The 13,823-nt window shown below is 58.6% G+C and carries 12 protein-coding genes; 5 read left to right on the top strand and 7 right to left on the bottom strand.

The genetic code is table 11. The features are described from left to right. Positions 1-80 precede the first annotated feature (80 nt). Together mnmA and AC1RN6_RS13870 are read right to left on the bottom strand one after the other, a co-directional pair. Positions 81-1,175: a tRNA 2-thiouridine(34) synthase MnmA gene (gene mnmA, locus AC1RN6_RS13875; protein WP_493006027.1), complete on the bottom strand. Its 1,095-nt coding sequence runs from the start codon at positions 1,173-1,175 to the stop codon at positions 81-83. Continuing rightward, the gene (locus AC1RN6_RS13870; protein WP_493006026.1) at positions 1,168-1,689 is read right to left on the bottom strand and encodes an NUDIX hydrolase; all 522 of its coding nucleotides are present in this window, start codon (positions 1,687-1,689) and stop codon (positions 1,168-1,170) included. The genes mnmA and AC1RN6_RS13870 overlap by 8 nt, the downstream gene beginning before the upstream one ends. 173 nt (positions 1,690-1,862) lie before the next feature. Between AC1RN6_RS13870 and AC1RN6_RS13865 the strand changes: the two genes are divergently transcribed. The 3 genes from AC1RN6_RS13865 to AC1RN6_RS13855 all read left to right on the top strand — a co-directional run bounded on the left by AC1RN6_RS13865 (position 1,863) and on the right by AC1RN6_RS13855 (position 4,800). Next, the gene (locus tag AC1RN6_RS13865; RefSeq protein WP_493006025.1) at positions 1,863-2,978 is read left to right on the top strand and encodes a Re/Si-specific NAD(P)(+) transhydrogenase subunit alpha; all 1,116 of its coding nucleotides are present in this window, start codon (positions 1,863-1,865) and stop codon (positions 2,976-2,978) included. Positions 2,979-3,043: 65 nt separating this feature from the next. After that, the gene (locus tag AC1RN6_RS13860) at positions 3,044-3,361 is read left to right on the top strand and encodes an NAD(P) transhydrogenase subunit alpha part 2 (protein WP_493006024.1); all 318 of its coding nucleotides are present in this window, start codon (positions 3,044-3,046) and stop codon (positions 3,359-3,361) included. Between the two features lie 2 nt (positions 3,362-3,363). Then, a complete protein-coding gene (locus AC1RN6_RS13855; protein WP_493006023.1) occupies positions 3,364-4,800 on the top strand; it encodes an NAD(P)(+) transhydrogenase (Re/Si-specific) subunit beta in 1,437 nt (478 codons plus the stop codon). Between the two features lie 70 nt (positions 4,801-4,870). Here AC1RN6_RS13855 and upp read toward each other — a convergent pair whose 3' ends face one another. The 5 genes from upp to AC1RN6_RS13830 form a co-directional block, all read right to left on the bottom strand. Next, entirely contained in the window at positions 4,871-5,518 is a 648-nt protein-coding gene (gene upp, locus AC1RN6_RS13850) for a uracil phosphoribosyltransferase (RefSeq protein WP_007876503.1), read from the bottom strand. Between the two features lie 114 nt (positions 5,519-5,632). Further along, positions 5,633-6,808, bottom strand: a complete 1,176-nt coding sequence (locus AC1RN6_RS13845) for an FAD-dependent monooxygenase (RefSeq protein WP_493006022.1) — start codon at positions 6,806-6,808, stop codon at positions 5,633-5,635. A gap of 48 nt (positions 6,809-6,856) precedes the next feature. Further along, the gene (gene pepP, locus AC1RN6_RS13840; protein WP_493006021.1) at positions 6,857-8,203 is read right to left on the bottom strand and encodes a Xaa-Pro aminopeptidase; all 1,347 of its coding nucleotides are present in this window, start codon (positions 8,201-8,203) and stop codon (positions 6,857-6,859) included. Positions 8,204-8,231: 28 nt separating this feature from the next. Continuing rightward, positions 8,232-8,942, bottom strand: a complete 711-nt coding sequence (murU, locus tag AC1RN6_RS13835) for an N-acetylmuramate alpha-1-phosphate uridylyltransferase MurU (RefSeq protein ID WP_493006020.1) — start codon at positions 8,940-8,942, stop codon at positions 8,232-8,234. A 13-nt stretch (positions 8,943-8,955) separates the two neighbouring features. Continuing rightward, positions 8,956-9,984 carry an aminoglycoside phosphotransferase family protein gene (locus AC1RN6_RS13830; RefSeq protein ID WP_493006019.1) on the bottom strand — a complete coding sequence of 343 codons (1,029 nt, stop codon included), beginning with the start codon at positions 9,982-9,984 and terminating at the stop codon, positions 8,956-8,958. A 98-nt stretch (positions 9,985-10,082) separates the two neighbouring features. Between AC1RN6_RS13830 and AC1RN6_RS13825 the strand changes: the two genes are divergently transcribed. Further along, complete coding sequence (locus AC1RN6_RS13825; RefSeq protein ID WP_493006018.1) at positions 10,083-12,368, top strand: LPS-assembly protein LptD; 2,286 nt, start codon at positions 10,083-10,085, stop codon at positions 12,366-12,368. Between the two features lie 12 nt (positions 12,369-12,380). After that, positions 12,381-13,820, top strand: a complete 1,440-nt coding sequence (locus AC1RN6_RS13820) for a peptidylprolyl isomerase (protein WP_493006017.1) — start codon at positions 12,381-12,383, stop codon at positions 13,818-13,820. Positions 13,821-13,823: the final 3 nt, after the last annotated feature.

The following is a 13,823-nucleotide window of genomic DNA, read 5'->3' as shown; positions in this document are numbered from 1 at the left end:
AATGGATTTTGTTGCCAGAAAAGAAAAAACGCTCCGCTGCATAGGGCAGGCGGAGCGTTTTTTGCGCGATTTGGCTGGTTTTACACCGACTCGATAATCCCGCCGCCGAGGCAGACGTCGCCCTGATACAACACCGCGGATTGGCCGGGTGTCACCGCCCACTGCGGATCGGTAAAGCGCAGGTCGAAACGCGCGCCATCGTCATTGAAGGTGCAGGGCACGTCGGCCTGGCGATAGCGTGTCTTAGCGCTCAATGCTTCCATATCCGGCGCTTCGCCTCCGACCCAACTGATCTGGCTGGCGCCCAATTGCGACGACAGCAACCACGGGTGGTCGTGGCCTTGCACGATATAGAGCGTGTTGTTCTCGACGTCCTTGCGCGCTACGTACCAGGCGTCGCTGTTGCCGTCGGCGTTCTGATGCGCCTTGATGCCGCCCAGGCCGATGCCCTTGCGCTGCCCCAGCGTATAAAAGCTCAGGCCGACGTGTTCGCCGACGACATCGCCTTCCGGCGTTTTCATCGGGCCGGGTTTGTACGACAGGTAGCGATTGAGGAATTCGCGGAAAGGGCGCTCGCCGATGAAGCAGATGCCGGTGGAATCCTTCTTGGTCGCATTCGGCAGCTTCAGTTGCTCGGCGATCTTGCGTACTTCTGTCTTGTGGATCTCGCCCAGCGGGAATAGCGTCTTCGACAACTGAGCCTGATTCAGGCGATGCAAGAAGTAACTTTGGTCCTTGCTGGCGTCAACCGCCTTCATCAGTTCGAACTTGCCGACCGGATTCTCGCGCACGCGCGCATAGTGGCCGGTAGCGATCAGGTCTGCGCCCAGCAGCATGGCGTGGTCGAGGAAGGCCTTGAACTTGATTTCGGCGTTGCACAGCACGTCCGGATTGGGCGTGCGGCCGGCCTGGTATTCGCGAAGGAATTCTGCGAACACGCGATCCTTGTATTCGGCCGCAAAGTTGACCGCCTCGATATCTACGCCCACCACGTCAGCCACGCTGGCCGCGTCAATCCAGTCCTGGCGCGTCGAGCAGTATTCGGAATCGTCGTCGTCTTCCCAATTCTTCATGAACAGGCCGATGACCTCGTAGCCTTGCTCTTTCAACAGCCACGCGGACACGGACGAGTCGACGCCGCCTGACATGCCGATGACGACTTTCTTCTTAGCCATTTGTTACTCCAATTGCTCCGTTTGCTTCCTTGACGGCAGCAGCGGTTACGCTCACGTCGGTATACAGTAAAGACAGCGGCGCGCGCTGGCCGCTGAGGTAATCGTCGATGCAGCGCAAGACCAGCGGGCTACGATGGCGCTCGCTGCACGCCGCGATTTCGTCGCGTGTCATCCATAGCGTGCGCACGATGCCGGTGTCCAGCGGGCGGTCGTGTTTTTGCCCCACTTTTCCGGCAAACGCGAAACGCAAGTAAGTGGTGTCGGCGCCGGCGCGCGAGGACGACACATTGCGCGACATATACATGCCGATCAACGCGGTCGGTTCAAAATCGTGTGCGGATTCTTCCAGCGCCTCGCGCACCACGGCCTGCGTCAGCGTTTCGCCTTCATCGAGATGGCCGGCAGGCTGGTTCAGGCGCAGGCCGTCGCTGGCTTGCTCTTCAATCATCAAAAAACGGCCCTCGCGCTCGATGATCGCAGCGACAGTGACGGAGGGCTTCCATACTTCAGTCATTATTATCCTTAACCTACAACAGCCGCCATTTTACCGTGGCTGGGCAAAGCCTTCAGGGGGGGGGGCAAAAGATGCGAGTTGGCGTCGCGAAAGAGGGGGTTTGCGCAAAGTTGTTGATCTTTAAATTTTACGTGTAAGATTCCGGTAAGAATTTACAACTATAGGAGCTCTGAATGAGGCTAGGCATCCCCGTCGAAAGTCGGGAGGGAGAAACACGCGTCGCGGCAACCCCGGAAACAGTCAAGAAACTGGTGGCCGCCAAACATGAGGTGCTGGTCGAATCAGGCGCCGGTATTCAATCCAGCATCACCGATGAGGCTTATGTCGCTGCCGGTGCCACGATCGCCGCTGCAAGCGACGTGTACGGCGCCGATGCGCTTCTCAAGGTACGTGCGCCGAGTGCGGACGAACGCGCGCGCCTGAAGTCCGGCACGGTCGTGGTCGGTATGCTCAATCCGTTCGATGCAGACAACATCGCAGCGATGGCCGCAGCCGGTTTGACCGCCTTCGCGCTGGAAGCCGCGCCACGCACCACGCGCGCGCAGTCGATGGACGTGTTGTCCTCGCAGGCCAATATTGCCGGCTACAAAGCCGTGCTGATGGCTGCCAATACCTATCAGCGCTTCATGCCGATGCTGATGACTGCCGCCGGCACCGTCAAGGCCGCGCGCATGCTGATCATGGGCGCCGGCGTCGCCGGTCTGCAGGCGATTGCTACCGCCAAGCGTCTGGGCGCCGTGATCGAAGCTTCCGATGTGCGCCCCGCGGTCAAGGAACAGATCGAATCGCTGGGTGCGAAATTCCTCGATGTGCCTTTCATCACGGATGAAGAGAAGGAAATCGCCCAGGGCGTCGGCGGCTATGCCCGCCCGATGCCGGCCGACTGGATGCGCCGTCAGGCCGAGCTGGTGCATGAGCGCGCCAAGCAAGCCGACATCATCATCACTACCGCGCTGATTCCGGGCCGCAAGGCGCCGGTGCTGATCAGCGAAGACACCGTCAAGGCCATGAAACCAGGCTCGGTCATTCTCGACATGGCGGTCGACCAGGGCGGCAACTGCCCCCTGTCCGAGTCCGGCAAGACCGTGATCAAGCACGGAGTGCACATCATCGGCGAAGGCAATCTGGCGGCGCTGGTGGCGGCTGATGCTTCGGCGCTGTATTCGCGCAACGTACTCGACTTCCTCAAGCTCATCGTCGACGGCGAAGGCAAGCTGGTCATCAACCGGGAAGACGACATCGTCGCGGCGACCCTGCTGTGCTCGGGCGGCGAAGTGCTGCGTAAATAACAGAAGACAGTAAGAGACGACGATAAGAGAAGGCGTCTCGATGTCGAAGAAAACGGAGAAAACACATGGAAGTCAGTCACACCATCATCAACCTGATCATCTTCGTGCTGGCGATTTACGTCGGCTACCACGTGGTCTGGACGGTTACGCCTGCGTTGCACACACCGCTCATGGCGGTCACCAACGCCATCTCGGCGATCATCATCATCGGCGCCATGCTGGCAGCCGGCCTGACCGAAGGACCGGTCGGCCGCATCGCCGGCACGCTGGCTGTTGCGTTGGCCGCGGTCAATGTCTTCGGCGGATTCATGGTCACCCAGCGCATGCTGGAAATGTTCAAGAAAAAAGAACCCAAGACCAAGACTGAAAAGGCGGGGGCATAAGCATGAGCATGAATCTGGTAACTCTGTTGTACCTGATCGCTTCGGTCTTTTTCATTCAGGCATTGAAAGGTCTGTCGCATCCATCGACGGCGCGCCGCGGTAATGCCTTCGGCATCGCCGGCATGACGATCGCTGTTGTCACCACACTGGCGCTGATCATCAAGCTCAAGGGCGACATGCCGAGTTCCGGCATCGGCTTCTGGCTGGTGGCCGGCGGCGTGGTGGTGGGCGGCGGCATTGGCGCGTATCTGGCCAAGAGCGTCGAGATGACCAAGATGCCTGAACTGGTCGCCGCGATGCACTCGCTGATCGGTCTGGCGGCAGTCTGTATCGCCGTTGCCGCAGTCGCTGAGCCTTGGGCCTTCAACATTGCCGCGCATGGCGAAGCGATTCCGCTAGGCAATCGTGTTGAATTGTTCATCGGCACCTTCGTCGGCGCGATCACCTTCTCCGGTTCGGTGATTGCCTTCGGCAAGTTGTCCGGCAAATACAAGTTCCGCCTGTTCCAGGGCGCACCGGTGAGCTTCTCAGGCCAGCATATGCTGAACCTGTTGCTGGCGGTGGCGATGATCGGCTTCGGCATTATCTTCGTGCTGACGCAACACTGGCTGCCGTTCATCATCATGGCGGCGATCGCTTTCGTACTAGGTGTGCTGATCATCATTCCGATCGGCGGCGCCGATATGCCGGTGGTGGTGTCGATGCTCAACAGCTATTCCGGCTGGGCGGCAGCGGGTATCGGCTTCTCGCTGAACAATTCGATGCTGATCATCGCCGGTTCGCTGGTGGGTTCGTCCGGTGCGATTTTGTCGTACATCATGTGCAAAGCGATGAACCGTTCGTTCTTCAACGTCATTCTCGGCGGCTTCGGCGGCGATCCTGCTGCTGCAGCGGCAGGCGGCGCGCAGGCGCAACGCAACGTCAAATCGGGTTCGGCTGATGATGCTGCCTTCCTGATGGGCAATGCAGAGACCGTGATCATCGTTCCGGGCTATGGTCTGGCGGTGGCACGTGCGCAGCATGCACTGAAAGAACTGACTGAGAAGCTGACCCACAAGGGCGTGGTCGTGAAATACGCGATCCATCCGGTGGCGGGGCGTATGCCCGGCCACATGAACGTGCTGCTGGCCGAAGCGGAAGTGCCTTACGACCAGGTCTTCGAAATGGAAGACATCAACAGCGAGTTCGGCCAGGCCGACGTCGTGCTGGTGCTGGGCGCCAACGACGTGGTCAATCCTGCTGCCAAGGATCCGAAGTCGCCTATCGCCGGCATGCCTATTCTGGAGGCGTACAAAGCCAAGACGGTCATCGTCAATAAACGTTCGATGGCCGCCGGTTACGCGGGTCTGGACAACGAACTGTTCTACATGGACAAGACCATGATGGTGTTCGGCGATGCCAAGAAGGTGATTGAAGATATGGTCAAGGCAGTTGAATAAGCGTTGACGTATCGGAAATAAAAAGCCGCCGGATCTGATCCCGGCGGCTTTTTTTATGGAGCGGAAGAAATTACTTGGTGCCGAAAATCCGGTCGCCGGCATCGCCCAGGCCAGGCACGATGTAGGCATGGCTATCCAGATGCGAATCCAGCGAAGCGACGTACAGTTTCACGTCCGGATGCGCATCCTGGAATACCTGTACACCTTCCGGCGCCGCCACCAGCGCGACAAAGATGATGTTTTCCGCAGGCACGCCGCGTTTTTTCAGCACGTCGATGGCATGCACGGCGGAGTTGCCTGTCGCCACCATCGGGTCGCACAGGATCATGGTGCGGTCTTGCAGGTCGGGCAGGCGCACCAGATATTCGACCGGTTGATGCTGGTCGTTGCGATACACGCCGATGTGGCCGACGCGCGCCGACGGGATCAACTCCAGCAAGCCATCGCTCATGCCGATACCGGCACGCAGTACCGGCACCACGGCCAGCTTTTTGCCGGCGATGACGGGTGCATCATAGGTGACCAGCGGTGTCTCGATCGACTCAGTGGTCAGCGGCAAGTCGCGCGTGATTTCGTAACCCATCAGCAAAGTGATCTCGCGCAGCAGGTCGCGAAAGGTGCGCGTCGAGGTACGCTTGTCACGCATGTGCGAGAGCTTGTGCTGGATCAGCGGGTGATTCAGGATGAACAGATTGGGGAAGCGGGGATCTTGTTTCATGGTCTTATTCGGTCAGGGCAAGGCCGCGGGGCTGCGACGATACCGCATTGTCTCATGCCGGGCGCTGCCTGCAAGGGTTTCCACGGCGGCTTAACCGCTGGTTCAACGGCCGGCTCAGCGCCAGCCGAACATCATCTGTTCCGCCAGAAGGCGCTTGGCGGGAGCGGCCACATCGATCAGGCCGAGCGACAAACCAAGCAAGGCTTGTGAAGGCGAACCATCGGGCGCACTGGCAAAAACGCGCGCCATCAAATCGGTCAGCTTGATGGTGGCGCTACGATCGCGGCGGCGTTGCGCAGCAAATTCCGCGAGTGCTGCCGTACCGGAAGCGTTGCGTGTGAGTGCGCCGGCCAGCACCACGGCATCGCGCAAGCCGAGATTGAGGCCTTGGCCGGCAACCGGATGCAGGGTTTGTGCCGCGTTGCCGATGGCGACAGTGCGGGCCGAAGCACCAGGTTCGGCGTTCAGACCAAGCGGATAGCTGTTGCGCGCGGCGCTGCATGCCGTAAAGCGACCCACGCGCGCGCCGAAGGCTTCGTCCAGTGCGCGCAGAAAAGATGATTCGTCCAGTGCCAGCAAACGCCTGGCCGTCTCAGGACGCACGCACCACACCAAAGCGTAGCCGTCATCTTGCGGCAGCAGTGCCAACGGACCTTCGGCGGTAAAGCGCTCGAAGGCGCGATGAGCGATGCCGGCGGAGGTGGTGACATGGGCGACGATAGCAACCTGTTCGTAGTCGCGCTGCAGCGCCTTGGCAGTTTGTTCCGAGAACACGCCGCCTTCGGCCTGCACCACGATGCCGGCGCTGAGTGTGCGGCCGTCAGCGAGTTGCACCGTGGCTTGCGCCCCTTGTTCTTCAATCGCGGCAACTTCTGCAGGACGCAGGATCGTCACGGCAGTCGATGCCAGCGCCGCCGTCAAGGCCTTCACCAGCGCCCCATAGCGCACCACATAGCCGAGCGCCGGCAGACTATAGTCGTCGCGATTGATCAGCGTGCGGCCGAAGTGCCCGCGCCGCGAGACGTGGATCTGGTGGATGGAAGTGACTGCCGATGCCATCAATGGCCATGCGCCGATGTCATGCAGGATTTGCTGGCTGCCATGGGAAAGGGCGATCGTGCGCGGGTCTTGCGCAGCATGTTCTGCTGCTTTGGCGTCGATCAGGGCAATCCGTGCCGCGGGCATGCCGCGTTTGTGCAGCAAGGCGGCAGCACTGAGACCGACCGGCCCGGCGCCGCAGATGATGACGTCGTAGTCCGGAGGCGGCAGGGCGGTGTCGGTTGTGCTCATGAGTTATGGATCGTGGAAATCGGGGTTCCGGTGCGACTTAAGGATGGCCTAAGCCGAACGCATCAGTGCTTCGATTTCTGCAACCTTGTTGGGGACCGCAGTGGTCAGAATTTCACAACCGTCTGGCGTGACATGAGCGTCGTCTTCAATGCGGATGCCGATGTTCCAGTACTTCTCTGGCACGCCTTCGGCCGGACGCACATAGATGCCGGGTTCGACCGTCAGCACCATGCCGGGTTGCAGCGTGCGCCAGGGTTTGTCGCCGTTGGCTTCGGCCGGGTCCCGGTATTCGCCGACGTCGTGCACATCCATGCCCAGCCAGTGGCCGGTGCGGTGCATGTAGAACTGGCGGTAATCGCCCTTGGCGATGACATCGTCGAGCGCGCCGACCTTGTTCTTGTCGAGCAAGCCGGTGTCGAGCATCCCTTGCGCCAGTACGCGCACGGCGGCATCGTGGCCGTCCATGAAGCGTTTGCCGGGGCGGGTTTCGGCAATGGCTGCGTCTTGCGCAGCCAGGACGATTTCGTACAGTTCCTTTTGCGGGCCGGAGAACTTGCCGTTGGCCGGGAAGGTGCGCGTGATGTCGGACGCGTAGCTGTCGAGTTCGCAGCCGGCATCGATCAGCACCAGGTCGCCGTCCTTGAGTTCGGCATCGCCGGCGCGGTAGTGCAGCACGCAGGCGTTGGCGCCGGTGGCGACGATGGAGCCGTAGGCGGGGTATTGCGAGCCGTTCTTGCGGAACTCGTGCAGCAGTTCGGCTTCCAGGTGATATTCACGCAGGCCGGGACGCGACAGGCGCATGGCGCGGCAGTGCGCTTCGGCGGAGATGATGCCGGCGCGTTTCATGACATCGATTTCGCCGGCGTCCTTGAACAGACGCATTTCATCGAGCTGCACGTTGACGTCAACGATGGACGATGGGGTTGATACGCCAGTGCGGTTCAGGGCGCGCACGCTTTGCAGCCATTCCTGCAGTTGCACATCACGTTTGGCGTCATGGCCCAGTGCGTAGAATACTGCCGGCGCATCGGCCAGCAGCTGCGGCATTTCCTTGTTCAGCGTATCCACGGCGAAGGCTTCGTCGAAGCCGAATTGCGCGCGTGCTGCGTCAGGGCCGAAGCGGTAGCCGTCCCAGATTTCGCGTTCGAGATTCTTGTCGCGGCAGAACAGAATGCTCCGGCTTTCCTTGCCGGGGCCGGCGATCAGGACGATGACGGCTTCCGGTTCCGTGAAGCCGGACAGGTAGTAGAAGTAGCTGTCGTGACGATAGGGGTAGTCGGCGTCGCGATTGCGCATGACTTCGTGCGCGGTCGGGACGATGGCGACGCCGCCGCCTTGTGCTTGCATATGCGCGATCAGTCTGGCGCGGCGGGCGGTGAAGGAGGCTATGGTCATGTTGATGCTTTCTTCCAGATCATCCGGATTATCTGCCGCCGAGGGGCGTATTCAATTCTTCCAGCTGTTCGACGGTGCCGACGTTGATCCATTCGCCGCGGTAAATCTCGCCGCCGACCTGGCCGCGCGACGCGTATTCGCGCAGCAGCGGTCCGAGTTTCGCGTGTTCGCCCGGAGTAATGGCATCGAACATTTGCGGCCGGTACACGCCAATATTGGCGAAAGTGTAGAGCGGCGATCCTTCGTTGGCGATCGAAAAGCTGTTTAACGCGAAATCGCCGGTCGGATGATGCGGCGGGTTTTTCACCAGATAAATCCAGGCAACGTCGCGCTTGTCCAATGGTATCGGATTTCCCCACAGGTCGCTGTCTTCGAGCACGGTCTTGACCTGCTCGAAATCGAAATGCGGAATATAGATGTCGCCCGACACAGCCACAAAAGGCTCTTCGCCCAGCAGATGGCGCGCCTTGGCGATGCCGCCGGCGGTTTCCAGTGCGGCGCCTTCGGCTGAGTATTGAAGCTGTGCGCCGAACTGCGATCCGTCGCCCAGGGTTTCTTCAAACAGATGGCCGAGATGGGCGTGGTTGATGACGATCTCGGTAATGCCGGCGCGCACCAGATTCAGGATCAGCCAGACGATCAAGGGGCGGCCGCGCACCTTCAGCAAGGGTTTGGGGCAGGTGTCGGTCAGCGGACGCATGCGCTCGCCGCGGCCGGCGGCAAAAATCATCGCTTTCATTGCTGGTGCGGCCTCAGAAGGTGTAGCCGACTTGCGGCGCTTTGTCTTCCAGCTTTTCGATCAGCCTGACCAGCGGCGCCAGCGCGGTGTAGCGGCGCGCGGCTTTGAGCGTGTATTCCATCACCAGCGGCATGTCTTTCAGATAGGCATCCTTGCCGTCACGATGGTAAAGACGCGCAAAGATTCCAAGGATTTTCAGATGACGCTGCAGGCCCATGAATTCGAAGTCCCGATAGAACGTATCGATGTCCGGCGCCACCGGCAGCCCGGCGCGCTTGGCGCGTTCCCAATAGCGGATGACCCAGTCCAGCACCATTTCTTCGTCCCACTGGATATAGGCGTCGCGCAACAGCGACACCAGATCGTAGGTAATCGGGCCGTAGACCGCGTCCTGGAAGTCGATGATGCCGGGATTGCCGCTTGACATCACCATCAGATTACGCGAATGGTAGTCGCGATGGACGTACACCTGCGCTTGCGCCAGATTGTTGGCGAGCAGGGTATCGAAGACTTTGCTCAGCGCGTTCTTCTGATCGTCGGAGAGCGTCACGTTCAGGTGCTTGGCGACGTACCAGTCGGGAAAAAGTTGCAGCTCGCGCAACAGCAAGGGGCGGTCGTATTCCGGCAGCACTTCAGGCTTGCTCTGGGTTTGCAGCAGCACCAGCGCGTCGATGGCGTCGATGTACAGCTTGTGAGCTGTGTCGTTGTTGAGTTGATTCAGATAAGTGGTCGATCCCAGGTCTGACAGCAGCAAGAAGCCGCGCTCGACGTCCTGCGCCAGCACCGCCGGTACCGACACGCCGGTTTTGCCGAAGACATCTGCGACGTGGATGAAAGGGCGGACGTCTTCCTGAGGCGGAGGCGCATCCATGACGATCAGCGTTTTCTTGTCAGGCGTATCCACGCGGAAATAGCGGCGGAAGCTGGCGTCGGCAGAGGCGGGGCGCAGCGTCTCGACCAGCGTCGGGGTTGCGGTCAGGGTCGGCAGCCACTCTTGCAGCAGGGACAGACGCGAATCGGTGGGGGAATTATTTAAAGACATGAACAATCAGAGGAATTCGTTTGATGATGTTGAGTTCCCATATAATAAGGGATTAAATCCAAAAAATCGCCTGCCATGGTGTTTGAACGCTTCTTTACATGATCCGCTTTTTTAAGTTTCCATTTGGCCGTTTCGCCGACTTGCGGATGTCGCGTTTCTTTACGTCCCTTGTCGTGGCAGCCTCAGCGACGACCGTTTTACCCATTTCTGCGCAGGCGCAGACCACTCAGAATACTCAAGACAAGCAGCCGAAAGCCGCCGACGACAAGGATTCGCCGGTCAATATCAGCGCTGAACAGATGACAGGCCGTCCCGACCGCCAGATCAACCTGGACCGCGACGTCGAGGTGATCCGCGGTGAAACCACCATCAAGGCCGACAAGGCGGAATATCGGATCATCAAAGATGAAGTCGAAGCCACCGGCCACGTCTGGATGAAGCGTTTGCAGGATCGCTACACCGGCGACGAGGCCGTGATGAATATGGATTCGGGGAAGGGGTATGTGACCAATCCGACCTATCTGTTTGGCAAAAACGGCGGTCGTGGAAAAGCGGAAAAGATTGATTTTCTGTCTGACGACAATGCATTGGTGACCCAAGGAACATATAGCACCTGTGAGGCGCTTGATCCGGATTGGTATATCCAGGCATCCACGCTTGATCTCGATAGCGGACGCGATGTAGGTACGATGCGCAGTGGTGTCGTATATTTCAAAGGGGTACCGATTCTTGGTGCTCCGCTGATGTCATTCCCGTTGTCGGGCGAGCGCAAATCGGGTGTGTTGCCGCCTACGTTTGGCGTAACCAGTACCGGTGGTGCTGAATTGACGGTACCTTACTATTTCAATATTGCGCCCAATCGGGATTTGACGCTCTATCCTCGCTATATTGCACGACGCGGATTATTGCTGGGCGCCGACGCTCGCTATCTGGGCGAAACTTATTCCGGTGAAACGAGGGTCGAAGGTATCCAGGACCGCGTTACCGGGACCGGGCGGTATTCGTTATCGACATTGCACTCGCAGAACTTAACTCCAAATCTGGTGTTTGGCTGGAATGTCAATAAAGCTTCCGACAACGATTACCCAAGCGATTTTTCTCAGTCGGTAACGGCCAGTACGCAGCGGCTGTTGACTCGGGATGTCGGTCTTAACTACTCTGGAGAATACTGGAGTGCTTCGGGTCACGTGACGAAGTACCAGTTGCTGCAAGACGTCAACAATCCGATTCAGAAACCGTACGATCGATTGCCTCAGTTGAACTTGACGGCTGCACGTCAGGATGTGGCTGGTTTCGATCTGAACTTTGCTTCTGAATTTGCCCGTTTTTCGAATACGTTTACAGCGGGGACCACGAATGGTTCGGAAATGGTCGGCGGTGACCGTATGTACGCTACACCGTCGGTTTCTTATCCCATTGTTCGTCCCGGTTATTTCATCACACCAAAGGCTTCGCTGGATGCAACGACTTATCGTCTGAATAACGTCAGCGCCGGTGCTCCGACTAATCTCACACGCGTGGTGCCGACATACTCTCTCGACGCCGGGATGACTTTTGAACGCGATGCAAATATTTTCGGTCGCGACATGACGCAGACGCTGGAGCCGCGCTTGTTCTACGTTCGGACACCTTATCGTGATCAGAGCCAATATCCGAATTTCGATTCCGGCCTGGCGGATTTTAACTTCGCGCAAATTTTCAGCGAGAATCGTTTTGTAGGCCACGATCGCATTAGCGACGCCAACCAGATTACCGGTGCATTGGTATCGCGTTTCATTGAAGAAAATGGTCTTGAGCGCCTGCGTGTAGCAGTCGGTCAGCGTTTCTATTTTGCTGATCCAAAGGTCGTGCTTGACGGTACGACCACCACGGTCAATGGAAGTAAGTCGGATCTGTTGTTGTCGCTGGGCGGCCAGATTTCGAACAAGCTGTCACTCGATAACACTGTCCAGTACAGCGAAACTTTGCGCCAGATGGTGCGCTCGAATTTTGGCGCCCGCTGGCAGCCGGCACCGAAGAAAGTGCTGAACCTGACCTATCGTCTGGATCGTACTAATTCCACCGGCTTGCTCAAACAATTTGACGTCTCCGGACAATGGCCGATCTCGCAACGCTGGTATGCTGTGAGCCGCATCAACTATTCCATCCCTGATAAAACTGTTGCAGAAGGTTTGCTGGGCATGGAATATAAGGCTGATTGCTGGGTTTTCCGCCTGGTTGCACAACGTATCCCGACGTCTTCTTCCAAGGCATCGACATCATTCTTTATCCAGCTTGAGCTGAACGGCTTCTCGAAGATCGGCTCCAATCCGCTGGATGCATTGAGCAGCAGTATCCCCGGCTACCAGCTTATTAATAAGCCGGACGACATTACACGTTATTAATCGACATTTTTTATGAACGCTTCCTTCTCCATGCGCAATCATTCTTCTGTACGTATCACGTCCGGCATCGTCTTGTTGTGCATGTCGCTCGGCATGGTCGGCAGCGCCCAGGCGCAATTTGCGACGACAGCCACGCCTGCCGCTCCTGGTCTGCCCCCTCCTCCGGTCAATTTGACCCCGGCAGCTCCTGCTGCTGCAGCGCCGTCGAAGGCACCGCGTCCCGTAGATTCGATTCTTGTGGTGGTCAATAATGAAGTCATCACACGCCAGGAACTGGCGGACCGTCTGCGGCAAGTTGAAAAGCGTCTCACAGCTCAGGGTATGGCGTTGCCACCGCGCAGCCAACTGCAGAGCCAGCTGGTCGAGCGTATGATCGTTGAGCGTGCGCAGACACAAATGGCCAAGGAAAATGGCATTGTTGTCGACGACACCATGCTGGACCGTGCAGTCTCACGCATCGCAGAACAAAACAAATTGTCGATGGCAGATTTCCGTGTTCAGTTGGAAAAAGAAGGCATGGATTTCCCTGCATTCCGTGAAGACATCCGCCGCGAAATCATCATGCAGCGCCTGCGTGAACGCGAAGTTGACAACAAGGTTCAGGTCACCGAGTCCGAAGTGGATAACTACCTGGCGTCGGAATCCAACACCGCAAGCAAGCATGAAGACCTCAACCTTGCGCAGATCCTGATCCGTGTGCCGGAAAATGCATCGCCGGAACAAGTTGCTGCACGCCGTCAGCGCGCTGAAGATGTCTTGCGCCAGTTGAAGACCGGTGCCGATTTTGCCAAGACGGCCGCAACCTATTCCGACAGCAGCGATGCGTTGAGCGGTGGCGATCTCGGCTGGCGCGGCCAGGACCGTCTGCCGCAACTGTTCCTCGATGCAGTGGCCAGCCTGAAACCGGGCGAAGTATCCGCCATCGTCAAGAGCGGCAACGGTTTTCATATCATCAAACTGGTTGATCGCCGCGCTACTGCCACTGCCAAGGCCGACGCGCCGGCAGTCGAGCAAACGCATGCACGCCATATCCTGATCAAGGTCAATCAGGTTGTTTCGGCTGCCGAAGCGCGCCGTAAATTGCTGGAACTGAAAGAGCGTCTGGATCATAAGGCAGCCACATTCGAAGAGTTGGCCAAGCTGTATTCCAACGACCTGTCGGCTTCAAAGGGCGGCGATCTGGGCTGGATCTATCCCGGCGACACCGTGCCGGAATTCGAGCGTGCGATGAACGAACTGAAGCCGGGTGAAATCAGTCAGCCGATCGAATCGCCGTTCGGCTATCACCTGATCCAGGTGGTGGAGCGCAAGACCGATGACGCTTCGAAAGAGCGCGCTCGCGCTGCTGCGCGTCAGGCGCTGCGCGAACGCAAGATCGACGAAGCGACTGAAGACTGGCTGCGCCAGCTGCGTGATCGCGCTTACGTCGAATTCCGCACCGACGACAACTGATTT

It is taken from the genome of Herbaspirillum sp. GW822-FHT03A08 (genome assembly GCF_058801885.1).
Note: the sequence above shows the minus strand (reverse complement) of the source record. Positions and strands in the feature narration are given on the sequence as shown.